16 protein-coding genes, 1 other RNA gene and 1 pseudogene are annotated in these 16407 nt (G+C 65.6%); 4 read left to right on the top strand and 14 right to left on the bottom strand.

Annotated features, from left to right (window positions below; genetic code table 11):
- Positions 1-33 precede the first annotated feature (33 nt).
- Genes NO887_RS03425 through NO887_RS03415 form a run of 3 tightly spaced genes read right to left on the bottom strand, consistent with a single transcriptional unit; the run spans position 34 to position 3560 of the window.
- Positions 34-1092: a YncE family protein gene (locus NO887_RS03425; protein WP_256417074.1), complete on the bottom strand. Its 1059-nt coding sequence runs from the start codon at positions 1090-1092 to the stop codon at positions 34-36.
- The gene (locus NO887_RS03420; RefSeq protein WP_256417073.1) at positions 1089-2192 is read right to left on the bottom strand and encodes a sulfurtransferase; all 1104 of its coding nucleotides are present in this window, start codon (positions 2190-2192) and stop codon (positions 1089-1091) included. The genes NO887_RS03425 and NO887_RS03420 overlap by 4 nt, the downstream gene beginning before the upstream one ends.
- Positions 2193-3560, bottom strand: a complete 1368-nt coding sequence (locus NO887_RS03415) for a YncE family protein (protein ID WP_256417072.1) — start codon at positions 3558-3560, stop codon at positions 2193-2195.
- A 156-nt stretch (positions 3561-3716) separates the two neighbouring features.
- Between NO887_RS03415 and NO887_RS03410 the strand changes: the two genes are divergently transcribed.
- A complete protein-coding gene (locus tag NO887_RS03410; RefSeq protein ID WP_256417071.1) occupies positions 3717-4925 on the top strand; it encodes a YeeE/YedE family protein in 1209 nt (402 codons plus the stop codon).
- An 82-nt stretch (positions 4926-5007) separates the two neighbouring features.
- On the opposite strand, the gene NO887_RS03405 is transcribed toward NO887_RS03410, so the two are convergent.
- The 4 genes from NO887_RS03405 to NO887_RS03390 form a co-directional block, all read right to left on the bottom strand.
- A complete protein-coding gene (locus NO887_RS03405; protein WP_256417070.1) occupies positions 5008-5223 on the bottom strand; it encodes a hypothetical protein in 216 nt (71 codons plus the stop codon).
- Positions 5224-5516: 293 nt separating this feature from the next.
- On the bottom strand, positions 5517-5855 hold the full coding sequence (locus NO887_RS03400; protein WP_256417069.1) for a cupin domain-containing protein: 339 nt from the start codon (positions 5853-5855) through the stop codon (positions 5517-5519).
- A gap of 120 nt (positions 5856-5975) precedes the next feature.
- Positions 5976-7682, bottom strand: a complete 1707-nt coding sequence (locus tag NO887_RS03395) for a YcaO-like family protein (protein ID WP_256417068.1) — start codon at positions 7680-7682, stop codon at positions 5976-5978.
- Positions 7683-7794: 112 nt separating this feature from the next.
- Positions 7795-8454 carry a sensor domain-containing protein gene (locus NO887_RS03390; protein WP_256417067.1) on the bottom strand — a complete coding sequence of 220 codons (660 nt, stop codon included), beginning with the start codon at positions 8452-8454 and terminating at the stop codon, positions 7795-7797.
- Between the two features lie 98 nt (positions 8455-8552).
- Here NO887_RS03390 and NO887_RS03385 point away from each other — a divergent pair.
- Positions 8553-9191 (top strand): annotated as a pseudogene (locus NO887_RS03385) (IS6 family transposase).
- A 54-nt stretch (positions 9192-9245) separates the two neighbouring features.
- Here the strand turns inward: NO887_RS03385 and NO887_RS03380 are convergent.
- Both NO887_RS03380 and NO887_RS03375 read right to left on the bottom strand, forming a co-directional pair.
- On the bottom strand, positions 9246-10289 hold the full coding sequence (locus NO887_RS03380) for a glycosyltransferase (protein ID WP_256417066.1): 1044 nt from the start codon (positions 10287-10289) through the stop codon (positions 9246-9248).
- A 119-nt stretch (positions 10290-10408) separates the two neighbouring features.
- Positions 10409-10681, bottom strand: a complete 273-nt coding sequence (locus NO887_RS03375) for a MarR family transcriptional regulator (RefSeq protein WP_137784247.1) — start codon at positions 10679-10681, stop codon at positions 10409-10411.
- Positions 10682-10884: 203 nt separating this feature from the next.
- On the opposite strand from NO887_RS03375, the gene NO887_RS03370 reads away from it, so the two are divergent.
- Positions 10885-11658: a class I SAM-dependent methyltransferase gene (locus NO887_RS03370; protein WP_256417065.1), complete on the top strand. Its 774-nt coding sequence runs from the start codon at positions 10885-10887 to the stop codon at positions 11656-11658.
- 24 nt (positions 11659-11682) lie between these two features.
- On the opposite strand, the gene NO887_RS03365 is transcribed toward NO887_RS03370, so the two are convergent.
- From NO887_RS03365 to NO887_RS03350, 4 genes are all read right to left on the bottom strand, one after another.
- A complete protein-coding gene (locus NO887_RS03365) occupies positions 11683-12102 on the bottom strand; it encodes a TRAM domain-containing protein (protein WP_256417064.1) in 420 nt (139 codons plus the stop codon).
- 125 nt (positions 12103-12227) lie between these two features.
- Positions 12228-12539: signal recognition particle sRNA (ffs, locus tag NO887_RS03360), an RNA gene on the bottom strand.
- A gap of 59 nt (positions 12540-12598) precedes the next feature.
- Positions 12599-13012: a DUF7548 family protein gene (locus NO887_RS03355; RefSeq protein ID WP_256417063.1), complete on the bottom strand. Its 414-nt coding sequence runs from the start codon at positions 13010-13012 to the stop codon at positions 12599-12601.
- Between the two features lie 322 nt (positions 13013-13334).
- Complete coding sequence (locus NO887_RS03350; RefSeq protein WP_256417062.1) at positions 13335-14357, bottom strand: PfkB family carbohydrate kinase; 1023 nt, start codon at positions 14355-14357, stop codon at positions 13335-13337.
- A gap of 148 nt (positions 14358-14505) precedes the next feature.
- Here NO887_RS03350 and NO887_RS03345 point away from each other — a divergent pair, with 148 nt between their 5' ends.
- Positions 14506-15165: a response regulator transcription factor gene (locus NO887_RS03345; protein ID WP_256417060.1), complete on the top strand. Its 660-nt coding sequence runs from the start codon at positions 14506-14508 to the stop codon at positions 15163-15165.
- 63 nt (positions 15166-15228) lie between these two features.
- Here NO887_RS03345 and NO887_RS03340 read toward each other — a convergent pair whose 3' ends face one another.
- Complete coding sequence (locus tag NO887_RS03340) at positions 15229-16284, bottom strand: PLP-dependent cysteine synthase family protein (RefSeq protein ID WP_256417059.1); 1056 nt, start codon at positions 16282-16284, stop codon at positions 15229-15231.
- Positions 16285-16407 lie beyond the last annotated feature (123 nt).

Here is a 16407-nt window from a genome sequence, read left to right as displayed (position 1 = left end):
CGTCTGTGACGCTCCCGATTTCACCGTAGGGAGTCAGACCACGACCGAGCCGAACGGGTACGCCGGCGACTCGGCGGTCCAGACGGGCCCGGCCTCTACGTCGACGAGCGAGACCAGGTCGTCGTCGTAGTGGGAGACGAGCAGCCGGTCGCCGACGCGGGTCGCAACGAGCCCCGGTGCCGGCGTCTCGACCGCGTCGCCGTCGAGCGATCGAACCGCGGACGCGGCCCCGTCGAGCACCCACCAGTCGCCGCCGATCCGAAACGCGTCGACCGGTCTGGAGAATTCCTCGTGAACCGCGAGCGGTTCGAGGTCGGGACCGAACTCGTGGACTGTCCCGTCTTCGCGTCCGGGGACGAGCACGCGGTCGTCGGTCGCGACGAGGTCGTATGGGTCGCCGCCGACGCCGGCCGAACCGACGACCGCGTCGGAGGCCGACTCACGGTCGGGATCGCCCTCGGCGGCCCCGACGCTCGCCGGATCGAAGCCGACGATCCGCGCTCCGCGCTGGTCGACCGCGTACCCGCGGCTCCCGTCCGGCGAGAGCGCCACGCCCTGAACGCGAGCGTTCCCGCCGACGTCGACGGACGCGATTCGGTCGCGGGCCGCGGCGTCCACGACATCGACGACGCCGTCGCGGCGGCTGCCGGCGTAGAGCCGTTCTCCAGCCGGGCCGACGGCGATCTCGTGGGGCTCGCCGCCGACGGCGACGCGCCCGACGAGCGTCAGGTCGACGGGATCGATCGCGGCGAGCGCGTCGCCGGCCGAACAGGAGACGAAGAGCAGTCCCTCGGCGATCGCGAAGTGCGACGGCCCGAGCACGCCCGTCTCGATCCGGGTCACCTCGCCGGCCGGACCGACCGCGGTGACGGCGCGTTCGCCCATGGTGGCGACGACCGTCCGCCCGGCGGCAACGGTCGCGTGGACCGGGTGGCTACCGACCGGCACGGTACCGACCCGCTCGCCGGTGTCGATCGCGAACAGCGCGAGCGCGTCCGCGCCCTCGCAGGCCACGGCCGCGATACGGTCGGCGGCGGCGGGAGCCGCGTCGTCACCGCAGCCGCCGCCAGCGATCGTCGGGCCGTCGCTCATCCGGTACAGGAGAAGTCGCCGCTGCTGTCGTCGCCGCCGACGCTCCCCTCCGTCTCGATCACGACGCTCGTCGCGGTCTCGACCGGGTAGCGGCCGCGGTCACCGTCGACGTTCGCCCACTCGCCGAAGCCGCCGTCGTACAGCCGCACGTCCTCGAAGCCGATCGCTCGGAGCGTGAGCCACGTCGAGGTGGGGTTGACGTTCTCGTCGCCGTACACGACGACGGTATCGGACCTGTCGATCTCCGCGTCGACCTCGTAGAGCTGGACCAGCCGCCCGGGTTCCGTCATGCGATTGCCGGCAACGTTTCCGACCCAATGGACGTTGAGCGCGCCCGGGAGGTGCCCGTGGCGGTCGTGGTCCGGGTCCAGCGCGTCGGAGCCGGGCGAGCCGAGATACGCCTCCGGTACCCGCGTGTCGACGAGCCCCGGCCCGTCACCGTTGAACGTCCCGACGCGCTCCGCGAGCCAGTCGCGGGTGACCCACGTCTCGGTCGCCGGGTCCGGCTCGTAGTCGGTCGGGGTCGGCGCGCTCCGGGATCCGGTTCCGAGACGTCCGTTCCAGCCGGAGAGCCCGCCGTTGAGAACCCGGATGTCGCCGGCGTGCCCCACGGCGGCGAGCGCGAACGCGGTGCGGGTCACCCGCGACCCGACGCTCGCGCCGTAGACGAGCACGTCGTCGTCGGGCGAGACACCAATATCGCCGAACGCGGCCGCGATCGCGTCGATATCAGGGACCTCGCCGTCGTCGGTCGAGACCCGGCTCGTGATCGCGTCGAACGGAACCCGCCGAGAGCCGTAGATCCGTTCTACCCGGAAGCGCTCCGCGGGTCTGGCGTCGAGGACGACCGCGCTCTCGCGGTTGTCGGCCAGCCACCCGGGACCGACAAAGTGGGCGACGTTCCCAGACACTTCGTACTGCGCGGCGACGTTCGCCGGCGTGGTGACGCCGAGGCAGCCGGCCGTGCTCGCCGCCCCGGCGACCGTCGCGCCCGCCGCGGCCTGCAGGAGCCTGCGTCGGGTGGTGTCGGCGTCAGCGGGTGCAGTGTCGGTATCTGCAGATGTCTTGTCGTCGTCTGCGGGATCGGTGTCTCTGGTCATTTATCCGCAGTAGCAGTGGTCGTCCATGCAGTAGGTCGCCTCCATGTCGCCGAACGTGATGCCGAGCGAGGCGAGCGACGCTTGGATGCTCGCCAGCGCGTCGCCCTCTGGTCGAACGGTTCCGGCGGCCACCCCGGTGGGAGCCTGTCCGGTCTCGACGGTCGCGACGACCTCGCGGCGCTCGTGGTCGATCACCGCGAGTTGGTTGGCGTCCTGAACGGGGACGTACAGCTTCTCACGGTTCGGCCCCCACGCCCCGGCGATGCTGCTCCCGCCGACATCGATCGTCGTCTCGTACTCGTTCGCCTCCAAGTCGATCACGCCGACGCCCTCGCCCGGAATGAACAGGTACGCCGCCGTGTTGTCGGGCGCGATCTCGCTCGTGATCGGCGCGCCGGGTAGCCCGTCGTCGCGGGTGATCTTCGCGATCTCCTCTGGGTTCTCCGGATCGGAGATGTCCCAGACGCTCTCGGAGCCCTCGCGGGGCACCTCGGGGTCGCTCCCGAGCGTTCCCTCTCCGTTCTCGACGAGGAGGAGTTCCCCGTCGAACGACGCGGTGCACATAAAGGGGAGGACGTTCCCCTCGGTGACCGGGTCGCCCGCGTCGACCCGCGTCACCGTCTCGAACGGGTCGACGCTCAGCACGCGGATCGCCTCGTCGGCGACATCGACGACGAACGCGTAGTCGCCGTTCGGACCGAGCGTCATGTCGCAGGGGCCGACGTAGCCGGTCTCGTTCTCGGCTGTCACCTCGCCGAAGGTGTCGCTGTCGCGGTCGGCGTCGACGCGAAACATCGCGTGTGCCGCGTCGCCCTCGGGGTCCATCCCCGTCGTGCCGCCGGAGGCGATAAGCAGGTGGTTGCCGTCGGGCGTCACGTTCGGATAGTTCGGGCCGTAGCCCGTCTCGACGAACGCGAGCTCCTCCAGCGTGCGCTGGTTGAACGCGCGCACGCCGCCGGAGACGTTCAGCCAGAGCACATCGTGTTCGTCGTCGATGCTCGTCGAGTACTGGTTTGCCGGGAAGGAGGCGGTCGTGCCAAGGAACGTGGTGGTGATCAGCTCGTCGCTTGCCGCGTCGACGACGCTCAACGTTCGGTCGCCGTTGTTGAACACGAACATCGTCGGAGACGGCTCGTCGCCACCTCCGCCGCTCCCGGAACAGCCGGCGAGGGCGGTCGCCGCGCCGACCGTACCGGTCGTCTGGAGCAGGCGGCGGCGGTCGACGCCGTCGGCGAACGGATTCGTCCGTTCGTCGTTGGCCAGATCGCTTCCCTTCGAGGGACGCGGAGCCGACCCCGAATCCGTCGAGGACCGGGCGGCCGAGTCGGCGGTCGAATCGGCGGCTCCGCATCCGCAGTCGTCGCTCATACCGGCATGTACGCCGTGTGTGCGTAAAGCACCCCCGACCGCCCCTTTCGTTGCCACGTGTGACGAAAACCAGATATTGTTGCCGCAAATAGCGATCCGAGGGTGGATTCACCGTGTCCAGCGTCGCTTTACGTGCGGAACCGGTGTGTTCTGATAATGCTGCTCTCGCCCGTCGCTTACGTCGCCGTTTCGGTCGCGGTTGGGCTCTCGTTCGGCGTGCTGTTACAGAAGGCGCGGTTCTGCTTCGTCAGCGCCTTTCGTGACTTCGTCGCGTTCAAAGACACCCGCGTCCTGAAGGGGCTGCTCGCCGGAATCGCGGTGATGACCGTGTTCTGGAGCGTGCAGGCCACGTTCGGCTACTTCCGCGGCTTCTGGACGCCCGCGTGGGGGCTCGGATCGCTTTTCGGCGGGTTCGTCTTCGGCCTCGGGATGACCCTCGCTGGCGGCTGCGCCTCCGGGACGCTGTACCGCGCGGGACAGGGCTACCTCCAGTTCTGGCTCGTCCTCCTGTTCATGTTCGTCGGCTACGTCCTCTTCGCGTTCGCGTTCCCCGTCGCCGAGACGTACTACTTCCAGACGCTGAACCCGTTCGAGGGACAGACGCTGTACCTCACGTCGCCGTTCCCGCCGGCGGTCACCGGCGCGCTCGCCGTCGCGCTCGGCACGCTCGCGTACGCGTTCGTGAAGGGTCGCAGTCAGCTCCCAGACGATCCGTCCGGAGGTGCCGGCGTCGCGTCCGACGTGAGAGCGCAGGCGGCGCTCGGGGGTTCGCGCGTGGTCTCGTCGGTAGCGCTCGGCCTCCGCGGAATCGCCGACGGGACGGTCGCGTACGTCCGCAGGATCCGCGAGGACGACCGACCGCTCGCCGACCGCCTGCGCGACTCGTGGGACGCCCGGACGGCTGGCGTGGCGATGGCGCTCGTCGCGAGCCTCTGGTTCTTCGTGCACGGCCACTGGGCCATCACTGGCAGCGAAGCGCGCTGGGCGGGGTACCTCCTGTCAGTCGCCGGCTTCGATGTCGCGAGTGTCGACTACTGGGGTTCCGTGCTGTTCCGCGACGGGAACATCTCGCTCACCATCGACATGGTGATGATCGCCTCGTTGATCGTCGGCTCGTTCATCGCCGCGTACGCCTCCGGCGACTTCCGGGTCCGCAAGCCGAAGCTGAACCGCGTTCCCAACTACGCCGTCGGCGGGCTCCTGATGGGCGTCGGCTCGCGGCTTGCGGCCGGCTGTAACATCGCGAACCTCTTTTCCGGCATCGCGCTGCTGTCCGTCCACTCCGTGTTGGCCGGCGCGGGGATCATCCTCGGCGTCTACGTGATGACCCACTACATGTACCGCGAGGTTGGCTGCGCGCTTTGATCGGGCGTCTCTGTCGAAATCCCGTTGTTCAGATACAAAATAGCGTGAAACAACCGGTCGATTGAAAAGTGCAAGCGGTGCGTTAGCGGTCTCTGAACTCCACTGTGTAGCCGCTGTTGCGAAGCGCTTCAACGAGCTCATCGTCGGGTTCGATCTTGAATTCGTGGAACGAGTTGGCTGGTCTGTCCGTCGAATACAGTTCCGAGTCAATATTGGCTGGTATCTCGTTCTGATGGGTGTCCTCTTGAACGACGACCGGTTGACTCGGAACGTGGTTGGAACTGTTACTCTCTGTCATTTAGACATACATCGTTACAGCCATTCGGATATTTGTATTCCGGTTCTCGTTTCCGTTGTACTGACTACAAGGGAAGACAAAAATATCCTCCTCTGAGGATGTCAACAGGGTCATTCGAGCATAACTCGATCGACCCGACCGCGACCGTCCAGCCCCTCATCCCACGCTCGCCGCGACGCGCTGGCTAACAGAGACGCGTCGATAGTCAGTTCCCCGTCTGTTTCTGTCGCTCGCTGGGTCGATCCACCGGGGAGGCTCCGTCGGTGATCACCGGATATGAGTTCGGCAGACAGTCAGTCCTGCCAGTCGGGGTTCGCTCGCGGCGGTGCGAAGATGTCGTAGCCGACGACGGTCTCGTCGCCCCGGTTGAGCGCGGCGTGGGGTTCGTCGCCCGGAATGACGTACGTGTCGCCCGGTTCGACGATGAGGTCCTCGCCGTCGACGACGAACGTCGCCGTCCCCTCGGTAACCACGCCGATCTGCTCGTGAGGGTGGTCGTGCTCCGGCACCTTCTCGCCCGGTTCGATCACGAATCGCTGGATGCTCGTTTCCTCGCCGACCGCTCCCTGCGTGAGGAAGACACCCTCGACGGCCTCTGTCGCCTCGACATCCGCGTCTGGAATCACGTCCATGGTGGCCGAGCGACCGCGAGCGGCTTAAACCGGGGGGATGGGGCAATCCGTGGGGCCGGAACCGCCTCCGCCAGCGCACTTTGCGCCGTCGCGGTCGACGACGCCGGGACCGCGTCGCCGTCAGGGGAACGGGTGATACTCCGCGTCGAGAGTCGGCTCGAACCCCATCGACCGCGGCACGTCGCTCGCGCGGTCACCGAAGAACGGGTCTCCGGTGAAAAGCGGCTGCGCGCCGGGGGCGAGCACGCGGACCGCCTCGAACCCGAGCGCGGCCAGATCGCGCGTGGTGATCCGCGCGACGTACGGATCGAGGCCGACCGCCTCGACGCGCTCGACCACGGCCGACAGCTCCGCGGTTCCCGTCGCCGTCTCCGCTCCGAGCGACTCGGCCGGGACGGTCGCGTCCGGATCGAAGAACGCCCCCGTCTCGGCCGGGAAGTCGGCGTGTCGGCCGATCGCCGCCCCCTGATCGGCTGCGGCCGCCTCGCCCATCGACCGGAGTTCCGTCCAGTTCTGGAGCGCCTCCGCCAGCGCGCTCCGCGCCGCAGCGGCCGGATCGAGGTCGGCCCCCGAGCCGGCGGCGAACCGCGGCCACTCCCCCTCGCGGTGGACGCCAACCGCGACGACGGGCACGTCGACATCGGTCGTCACGAGAAGTGGCGTCACGGTGAGTGACTCGGCGCGGGCGCGCTTTTCCAACTCCGCGAACGCCTCGTCGTCGACCTCGATACCGAGCGGATCGACCGTCGAGTACCAGCTCGTCATCGTCGCGTCGCGCTCTATCACCTCGTACAGCCCCGACAGCGCCGCCTCCGGGCCTGAGTTCCCCAGCCCCAGTCCGGTTGTGATCGCCGGCCGGTACCGCGACTCAGGCGGCGGAAAGTGGACGAACTCCGCGGGGAGGCTCGCGATCTCGCCCGTCGCGAGGTGTTCAGCGGCCACCCACGGGAGCCGGTCGTCGCGGGAATACGCCGCCGCGCTCTCGGGACGGACGAACGCGTCGGGCGGCACGGGGTTCGGGACGGTCGCGGCCGCGGCGCGCGTGAACGATTCCTCGCGATAGACGCCCGCGGCGTAGCGCTCCAGCCCCTCGCCGAGCGCCTTCATGAACGCCGCGTCCCAGCCGGCGGCGACGCCGCCGCCGAACTCGGCCGCTCGCCCGTCGGAAAACGGGGTCGTGTCGGCGACGCGAGCGACGTAGTACGGCACCGGAAACGACGACTGCTCGCCGACGTCCGCGATCGGACCGGCTCGGGAATCTACCGCGCGCTCGGCGGCGTCGAGGGCGGCCGCCAGCGACCGCCCCTCGCCGTCTCGCGGGAGCGCGTCGCCCGGCACGTCACCACAGCCGCAGCCGGGGACGGGCAGGAGCGTCCGCTCGCTGTCGGCCGCCTCGCCGCTCGCTACCTCGACGATCGTATCCGCGACCGGGTCCCCGGAGAGCAGGCGAACGACGCGGCGACCGGCCAGTGCCCCGGCGTACCGGACCGCCGAGCGCGTCCCGCGCGTCTCGTTCGCGGGCTCTGCGTCGCCGCTCGCGACGCGCGCCCGGAGGCAGTCGTAGCAGGTCGTCTCGAAGACGGTCACCGCGGCGTCGACCGCGTCGAGCGGGACGCCGCCGACGCCGCCGACCTCCACCGCGACCCATTGGTCGAGACGGTCGCTGGCGGCTGCGAACGCCTCCGACCCCGCGGTGTCGACGACGACGGCGAGGTCGAACCCGTCAAGCAGGTCCGCCTCGACGGGCATCACGTTCACGTCGATGTCGCCGAGAGCGGCCGCGACCGCGTCGGCCGCCGGGCCCTCGCCGACCAGTCCGATATCCATACCCCACCCGACGCGACAGGGAGGAAAAAAGCCGCGGGTGGGTTCGGGGCTGGATCGGAGGCGTCGGCGGCAGTCGGACGGATACGTCCGGATCAGGTGACAGTCGATACAATCACCCCGGTCCGCTCGTCGCCGACGCCTGCGCGCCCAACAGCGAGATCGCCATCTGTCGGGTCGCGTACGCGAGGAGGTTCACCATATGTAGCGCGACCAAAAGTCCAATTACGCCGAGTGGGACCGCGATCAGGGCCTCGGGGAGCGTGTCGATCGCCCACGTGACCGGTTCGCCGTTGACTTCGCCGAATTGGACCTCGTAGGGATATCGAAGCGGTGCGACCGCGAGCGGGAGCGCGCTCGCGAGTATAAACACCGGCGCGAACGCGAGCAGGACGACCCAGAACTTCAGCGAGAGGAAGCCGAGGCTCCGCCACGTCGACGGCGCGTCAACGTAGCGCTTGGCCTCCGCGAGCGCCCCGTCATCACCGTCTGGGAGGTCGTCAGCTCGTCGCAGGTCGGTTCCTAAGAGCGCGTTCGCGAGGGACCGCTCGACGCCGGCGAGCAGGCGAGCCCCGATCAGCGTCGCAAACAGGAGCCCGAACCCGATCACGACAACCGAAAGGACGAGTCCGAATCCGACGCCGACCGTCAGGAGCATCGAATACGCAAATCCGAGCGGGACCGCTATCAGGAGGTATGCGAGATGACGATACGTCCGCGCGTCGGCGACGACGCCGACGATCGGGAGGGTCGAGGGCTGTCGGAGGGAGACCATGCGCGATCTGTATCGTCTCCGCACGCGACATAAACTGATCGCCTCTGCAATCGGGTGATGTTAAGTGAAGAACGAGGCATCGGCGTTTCGAATGGTCTATATCCGAATCCGACCGCTTCGACGTCTCTACTGAGTGGATAGACTTGGAGTTTGTGAAGCGAGAGTGGACACCCCACGAGATCGTTGAAACCGGTATCCAATTCCATCTTGTTGGACTGTCTCTTTCAAATACAAAATAACATCTTGAGAGGTTGGGTGTCGAGTGAAGCCGAACAGAAATTCACAACTGGATTCAAAAGGCCGATCTACAGCTATCTGACGGTGCGAGCCCGAACGAGTTGCGGTCGATGAGACTACAATTCAGATCGATTCAGACTGATTCTGGCTGTATGCCGCCGTCGATCCTCGTACAAACGAATTCCTTCATGTTGACGTATGTCCCGTCCAAAACCAACAATTCACGCTGGTGTTTCTCCGCGTTCTCAGAGAGAAACACCACGTTGAGGATACGCTGTTTCTCGTTGATGCTGGCGGACATCTAACAGTTTCACTCTCACGAACCTCATTCCGATTTCAAATTACTCGTCATGGAAAGCGGAATGCTGTCGAACGTGTCTTTCGAGAAGTAAAACGACGAACTTCTTTGTTTTTCAAATACGTTTGGCAATGCGGAGCCGACGGCAGCAGAATCGTGGCTCCAAGCCTTCGCCGTCTGCTGGAACCGATGCGTAAGTTAACATGACCCCGTCGGCGGTGGTATCTGCTGGCGGTAGGGTCTGCTGGCGGCGACGCTAGCTGTCATCGTCCCGCGCGTCGTCTCGGGCGTCGTACCGCGCGACGGCGCGGTCGGCGCGCGTCGAGATCCCGTTCGGGTTCCGCGTCGGGCTTCGGTCTCGGCGGCGCGCGACAAGTCCGTCGGAGCTCCCTCCTGTGAGCCCGACGAGCACGTCGCGGCCGGTGGCGACCCACCGCGACGGGGTCGATTCGCCGCGCACAACATCGCGCGCGGCGCTAAGCGCGTCCGTCAACGCGTGCGATCCGGTCCGTGCGAGCACGGTCGGACGCACGCCATAGTTCTTGCAGAGCCGGTAAGAGAGCGCTCGATACTTCCACCCCCACTCACGGGCTGTCCGGCCCCCGTCGGCGGCCGTTGGGTTCGGCAGCCGCTTGACGACCTCTAGGTCCTCGCGCCACGCCACGTCGCGGTCCATCCGCGTGAGCCGGTGCGCGGCGTCGCGCGCGCCGCCGGTGTGGAGGTACTCGTCGAAGCCGTCGAGGTCACGAAGGGTCTCGGCTCGAAACGCGACGTTGCCGCTCTCGAAGTACGTCACGTCGTGCCCGGCGATCGTCTGCCGTTCGGGACCGTCCGTCGGCTCCGCGAGGGCGTCTGTCGGTTCTACGAGCGCGTCCGCTGGCTCCGCGCCGTCGACCGCGTTGCTCCTGCCCTGTCCCGAATCGGAAGCCGCCGCGTCGGCCTCCGAGGTGGTCGCCGCTACCGGTGTCACCGGACCGGTCACCGCGTCGGCCCCGTCGAGCCCGCGTCGAACGCCGTCGACCCACGAGTCACCGATCCGGTGGTCGTAGTCCACGATGGCGACCGCGTCGCCGGTCGCGACCTCGATGCCCGCGTTGCGGGCGACGTTGACCGTTCGGTCGGAGATCTCGACCAGTACATCCACGTCGTCGCGGTCGCGTACCATCCCGGTCGTACCGTCCGCGGATGGGCCGTTGGCGACGATCACCTCCGCCCCGGGGGCGTGTGCCGCCAGCGCGTCGAGACAGGCAGCTAACCGGTCCCGCCCGTTGAGGGTCGGCACGACGACCGAGACATCCATACCCGCTGCTATCGGGCGGGGGAATAAAAAGGGCTCCGTGCGAGACCGATCGGATACGCCTCGCTCATCGAATACCTCGATCCGGTGCGACAGATCGAGTGGTGTGGGGTCGTACCAGCCTAGACCGTCAGGTAGTACACCTGCTTTCGCGCGTCCTTGAAGCTGTACCGAGAGTCGACGAGTCCCTCCTCTTCGAGTCGGTTGAGAGCGTATCGGACCGTCCGGTCGGGCAGCAGCGACTCCTCGGCGAGCCCGCCCTGCGAGAGCGGTGCGTCGCCCTCCAGTACCTTGGCGACCAGCTTGGCGCTTGGCGGCAGTTCGCGTAGGCGGTCGCGGTACTCGGATTCAGAAAGGCGGTCTTGGTCTGCGGTCTCCGCGTGACTGGTACTCATGTCTCCAATCAAGTCCCTTCGTAGTGGTAAAGGTTAGCTACATATAGGGGAATTCGATTGGGATAATATAATGTATTAATATCACCTCTCGGATTACAATCATTCATGAATGATTAATATAATACCGGGAAGGGGATCACGTTCTGACTCGCGTCGGTTGCATCCAGTACGGTTTTGTCGGTTGGGTGTTCAGTACGGGCAACGTGAAGGGACAGGACTGGTACCAGGCCGACGAGGTCGCAGAAGAGTACGAGGACGTGCGATTCTCCGGCGGCGGCGAACTCATCGATCGGCGCGAGAAGGCAGCGGTCCTCTCTGCTATCGGGCCGATAGAGCGGGGTCACCGCGTGTTGGAGGTCGCCTGCGGCACCGGCCGGTTCACGACGATGCTTGCGGACCGCGGAGCCGACATCATCGGTCTCGACATCTCTCGGGAAATGCTCGAACAGGGTCGAGAGAAGACCTCGAAGGCCGGCCTCTCCGACACCGTCGAGTTCGTTCGCGGCGACGCCTCTCGGCTCCCGTTCCCGGACAACTACTTCGACACTGTGGTCGCGATGCGGTTTTTCCACCTGATGGACGACCCCGCGTCGTTCCTCGCAGAGTTGTGTCGCGTCAGCGCCGATCAGGTGTTTTTCGACACGTTCAACGGTCGGAGCCTGCGGACGCTGTACACGTGGCTGCTTCCGATGGGGTCGCGACTCTACTCCGAGGACCAAGTCGCCGATATGCTCCGAGAGGCGGGGCTCACGCTCGCCGGCGAGGCGCACGACTTCGTGCTCCCGTACGGCTTCTACCGCGAACTCCCCGGGCCCGTCGCGAAGCCGTTCCGCGCGCTCGATAAGCTCATCGGCAACACGGTGCCCGGCGACTACGTCGCGTCGGTGTCGTACTGGGACGCACGACTCCCGCTCGGCGACGGCCAAGAAGAGGCACCGCCGGCGGCCGACGCGTCCGACACCGATACCAACTCTTAGCGACTTTTGGCCGCTAGCGGCCCGCTATACCGCGTCGTCGACGACTTCGCCAACCGCGAAGTTCGGTTTTACTTCCGTCACTTCTATCTTCACGCGCTCGCCGACCTCCGTGTCGGGCACGATGATGACGTAGCCCCGCTCGACTCTAGCGATCCCGTCGCCCTGTTTGCCGAGGTCTTCGATCTCGACGTACCGCATTTCGCCGGGTTCGACGGGCGGCTGTGGCCCGGCGTCCGACCGGGAGGCGGAGATATCGGTATCACCGCCGGTCGCCGCGTCGGACTCGTCAGACTCGGATCGGGAGATAAGCGCGACGCGGTACGTCTCGCCCGGTTCGAGCGAGCCGGCCTCGACCTCGCGGCGCGGCACGTCGACCACGTATTCGCCGTCTTCCTCACGAACGTCGGCACTGAACAGACAGAGGAGCTTCTCCGAAATTTCCATAGTAGACTCCACCGGAACGTCGAGACGGATCTGTATAGTTGTACCGCCCGTCGCGTCCGTACGGCCGGAACGTCGCGACCGAATTAACGCGTCGCTATCGCGTTCTGACCGTACTATCGTATGAGTGGCGGACGAGCGGGGTAGCCCGGCGTTCCGGCACGGGGTGTCCCGGTTGCCTTCTCCACCCCGCGACCCGACGAGCGACGGGCGTTCGGCGGTGGGCTGCTCGCTTCCGCGCCTGACCCGGTGTCGCCGACGAACCGTGACGGGCCGCTCCTGCGAGCGGACGCCACGGACCGCTGTCCCCGGCGGACGAGGCTTCCACGTTGGCTCTCGGGGCCCGCACCGGTCTGACCGGACGCGCCCGCTGTTCGGTCCCCGCTAAAGACTACCTCACGGGTGACGAGCGGGGCCTAACCGCCCGACCTAGTCCATCCCCGAATACACGGCAGCACCTTAAGGGCCTTTCGTTCGTTCGATCTGAGCGACGATGGCGCTACGTCAGAACTTCGCGCGCGTACACCGCCGCGGCGACCGGTACCGGCACTGAGACTGCGACGACGGCGCGGGCGTGCCACACCAGCCAGAGATTGTCCCGGAACATCGGACTGGGCTCTATCGCGAGCGTCCACAGCGCCGCGCTCGCGGTCGTCGCGACGCCGAGCACCACACCGACCCCGGCGAGTGTCCCCGGGTCGAGATTTCCCCGCTCGACTGACCCCACGACGATCGCGCTCGTCAGCGCGAACAACACGACTCCGGCACCGCCGACGGTCCCGGAGACGTAGTAGGCGGCGAGCTGGTCGGCGTAGCCAGAACCCGACACGATCGCGTACGGTGCGGCGAGCACGAGCACGGTGACGACGGCGGCGACGATCGCCGTCCGACGGGCGACTGCTCGAAGGTCCATACCGCCGGTCCGGCCGGCACGGCGGTAAAAGGCCCGGATCGACATCGCCGGAGAGGGTCGCGACTCGCATCGTTTTGCTGTTGTTTGAACTTGTCCGAACGCTTCAACCCCACGAGGGTTCGTCTGAAACGCGTTGAGTCGCTTGCCGTCGAGGACGCCACCTTTGCTTCAACCCCACGAGGGTTCGTCTGAAACTCGTGGATTCCCTCGTTCGAGCGGAACCACGAGACGCTTCAACCCCACGAGGGTTCGTCTGAAACTATTTGAACAGCTCGGAGTTTCGACGCTCACCGAGTAATCCCCGAGCCTAACTGTGACAGGTTTAGGGGACGCTCCGGCGGGCGAGCATCGATCGCACGTCGTCTCTCGTCGCCGTCTCTCCTTGCTCAACGAAGTAGGTCGCGCACGCGTTGCCGAGCGCAAGGCACTCCTCCCACGGAAGATCCGCCGCTAGCCCCGTCGCAAGCGCTCCGTCGAATCGGTCACCGGCACCAGTGCGCCGGCGGACGCGCTCCGCTTCGAAGTTCTCGATCACCGTCAGTTCGCTGGTCGCGGCCGCAGCGCGGCACTCGTCGTGGAGCACGACCGCATCGACGCCTAGTTCGCTTCGGAGGGCCGGTTCCCGTTCCGCACCTGTCACGGAGACATCGACAGCCTCGGCGAGGCGACCGAGCTCATTGTCGTTCGCTGTTAGGACGACCTTTGCCGTGTTAGCGAGATCGCTCAGAGCCTGACTGAGCGTCCGGAGAGGATCGGCACCGGAGGCAGTGATGTCGCCCGGATCAAAGACAAACGTCGCCGCACCGATGTCGATGTCGGCGAGCGTTTGGAGGGCGTCGGTCATCCCGGCGACACCGACCCAGTTCTGGAGCACGACCACCTCGTCGGAGAGCCACGCGTTGGGGTCGGTGGGGATCGCCGCGAAAAGATCCTCGATACGCCACTCGCGGATGTCTTCGGACTCGACGGACAGCATCAGATCCTCCTCGTCGAATGAGAGAACGTGGATTGTCGCGGGCACTCCCATCGAAGCTGTCGGGAATGGAAACTCGTCGATCTCGGGATCGGTTAGGTGGCCATACAGGGTCACGCGAGGTCCGAGGTCCGATACCTGCCGGGCCGCGTTCACCGCCTGTCCACCGGAACGGATCGATTCGGTGACCAAATTCAGTGACCTAATCTCGCCGGCAGCGAGCAAGTTGACGAACGCCGAGCGCGTGCGGATCTGTTCGCCGGTCGAATTCTCGACGCTGTAGTACCGATCGACGCTCCCGTCGGGAAGCGCAATCACGTCGCGGTAGTCGAGTCCCTCGGCTAGGCGGGAACGGAGTGCGTCGTAGTCCATCAGTCGCCACGATCTAAGACCCCTAGCCGGTAAATATGGGGAATCTGTCGACGAACAGTCAGCCACATCAGGATATTCAGTCCCCAGAATTGGTCGACGTTTCATACCGGTCGGGCAGTGATATTCCGGTCCGTAGGAACACAGATCCATGTCCACAGACTACAGTCGCTTCCGGGTCGATGAACTGGATACGGCCCTATCACCCTCAGGCGACGGATCGAGAGAGCCGCCCGAAACCACCATGACCATGGCAGGTGAATCCAACTCCGCCGATCCGACGGTACTGATCGTAGAGGACGACAAAGACCTCGCCAAGACCTACTCACTGTGGCTTGAACCCGAGTACGACGTTCGGACCTCCCACTCGGGTTCGGATGCACTCACGTGGTACGATTCGGAAGTCAGCGTTGTAATTCTCGATCGCCGGATGCAGGATCTCCCGGGGGCAACAGTCATCCAGCAAATGGACGAACGGGATACCGGAGACCAGAAAGTGATGCTCACGAGGTCTGAACCAGGCTGCGACGCCGGCGATATCCCCTGTGACGAGTATCTCACGAAGCCCGTGACAGAATCAGAACTCCAAGATACTGTCGACGAACTCCAGTTGCGGTCGCAGCTCGACAGCGAACTCCAGCGGTACTTCAGGCTAATCTCGAAGATCGTCGCGATCGAGAACAGCAGCGCGACCGGGACAGAGGCGGCACTCCGAGATCTTCGCAACGAGGCCAATCAAGTCCGTGAACAGGTACAGGACTCTATCGACGACCTCGCCGGTGTCGAGTCCGCTTTCCGTGCGATCGATTAAAAAATGAACCTACTCATTGGTGGAGTAACAGGAACTGGCTGCTGCCAGTTCATGGGTGTTGGCTCAGGAGCGTGGGGGCCGGGACGACGGCACTGCGGGTGCTGGTCTCGTCGTCAGTTCGCCTGCACTGGCGGTACTCCGCAAGTCACGGTCCGGATACCGGTCACCTCGATCTGGAAACGGGACGACGACCACGTCGTCCTCGTCGAGGACATCCATGGCTGCCAGACGAGCGACCATCGCGAGACACGCTCCACTCGACGGGCCGACGAGAAAGTCGTCACCGACCCGGAGGTGCTCGCGAACCACCTGTCTGTCCCACTGCCCGGGGTCGACGACGGTGACAGTCCGGGACTCGTATCGGCGGTGCAGCCAGCGGACGTATTTGTAGCCGATGTCGGTTGGGACGAACGACATTGTTTCGATGACGCCCGGCTCATAGACTCCCGGGACGTAGTGTCCCTCCGAGTGCATGTGTTTCAGTCCCGCGATGTCGTGTTCGTCTGTTGCTGGCTCGAACCCATAGATATCGACACCCCGGTCAGAGAGCGCGTGCGCCGTGCCGATGAGCGTACCACCTGTGCCCGCACCCGCGACGAAGTGTGTCACCGCGCCATCGGTCTGTCCCCAGATCTCGATCCCGGTCGTCCCGGCATGGATGCCCGGGTTTGCCGCGTTCTCGTACTGGTCGAGATAGTGATACTGTCCGGGGTTCTCCCGGACCATCTCGCGGCAGTCCTCGACATAGGCGTCATATCCTCTCTCGCTGTCGATAAACGTCGTTTCGGCACCAGCGTCCTCGATCGCTGCCATCTTACCGGCACCGGCATCGTCCGGGAGGACGATCTCGACGTTGAACCCCCGTTCGGTGCCGAACCGGGCAACCGCAGTACCGGTATTTCCACTCGATGCCTCGAGCAACGTCCGGTCACCGATCGGTTCTGGAGCTGCCACCGCTGCATCGATCATGGCCTTACCAATGCGTGTTTTGATTGACCCGCCACCGTAGTCCGCTGTGACCTGATTGAACCACTCCGCTTTCGCGTACACCGTCGGGGCGATGTCGAGGGCAATCTCAAGAAGTGGCGTCTCTCCGACTGCACTTGGGTTGGCTGCCATACCGCGTATTGGTGATGTCGTCAGTGAAAAACCCCGTCCAAAATGAAATACAAGAGACATTACCGTCATCAAATCCCTACGGAGTGTCGGCACCACAAATTCCAAATAACGTTCCGAAGGTAT

Source organism: Halorubrum laminariae (assembly GCF_024494655.1).
Lineage (GTDB): Archaea > Halobacteriota > Halobacteria > Halobacteriales > Haloferacaceae > Halorubrum > Halorubrum laminariae.
This window is presented reverse-complemented; position numbering and strand designations above follow the sequence as displayed.

What these genes read in the sequence shown, in the direction of transcription:
- NO887_RS03415 (WP_256417072.1), bottom strand. Translation starts at nt 3,560, where the DNA reads ATGAGCGACGACTGCGGATGCGGAGCCGCCGATTCGACCGCCGACTCG.
- NO887_RS03340 (WP_256417059.1), bottom strand. Translation starts at nt 16,284, where the DNA reads ATGGCAGCCAACCCAAGTGCAGTCGGAGAGACGCCACTTCTTGAGATT.
- NO887_RS03345 (WP_256417060.1), top strand. Translation starts at nt 14,506, where the DNA reads ATGTCCACAGACTACAGTCGCTTCCGGGTCGATGAACTGGATACGGCC.
- NO887_RS03380 (WP_256417066.1), bottom strand. Translation starts at nt 10,289, where the DNA reads ATGGATGTCTCGGTCGTCGTGCCGACCCTCAACGGGCGGGACCGGTTA.
- NO887_RS03365 (WP_256417064.1), bottom strand. Translation starts at nt 12,102, where the DNA reads ATGGAAATTTCGGAGAAGCTCCTCTGTCTGTTCAGTGCCGACGTTCGT.
- NO887_RS03405 (WP_256417070.1), bottom strand. Translation starts at nt 5,223, where the DNA reads ATGACAGAGAGTAACAGTTCCAACCACGTTCCGAGTCAACCGGTCGTC.
- NO887_RS03400 (WP_256417069.1), bottom strand. Translation starts at nt 5,855, where the DNA reads ATGGACGTGATTCCAGACGCGGATGTCGAGGCGACAGAGGCCGTCGAG.
- NO887_RS03350 (WP_256417062.1), bottom strand. Translation starts at nt 14,357, where the DNA reads ATGGACTACGACGCACTCCGTTCCCGCCTAGCCGAGGGACTCGACTAC.
- NO887_RS03410 (WP_256417071.1), top strand. Translation starts at nt 3,717, where the DNA reads ATGCTGCTCTCGCCCGTCGCTTACGTCGCCGTTTCGGTCGCGGTTGGG.
- NO887_RS03420 (WP_256417073.1), bottom strand. Translation starts at nt 2,192, where the DNA reads ATGACCAGAGACACCGATCCCGCAGACGACGACAAGACATCTGCAGAT.
- NO887_RS03395 (WP_256417068.1), bottom strand. Translation starts at nt 7,682, where the DNA reads ATGGATATCGGACTGGTCGGCGAGGGCCCGGCGGCCGACGCGGTCGCG.
- NO887_RS03375 (WP_137784247.1), bottom strand. Translation starts at nt 10,681, where the DNA reads ATGAGTACCAGTCACGCGGAGACCGCAGACCAAGACCGCCTTTCTGAA.
- NO887_RS03355 (WP_256417063.1), bottom strand. Translation starts at nt 13,012, where the DNA reads ATGGACCTTCGAGCAGTCGCCCGTCGGACGGCGATCGTCGCCGCCGTC.
- NO887_RS03390 (WP_256417067.1), bottom strand. Translation starts at nt 8,454, where the DNA reads ATGGTCTCCCTCCGACAGCCCTCGACCCTCCCGATCGTCGGCGTCGTC.
- NO887_RS03425 (WP_256417074.1), bottom strand. Translation starts at nt 1,092, where the DNA reads ATGAGCGACGGCCCGACGATCGCTGGCGGCGGCTGCGGTGACGACGCG.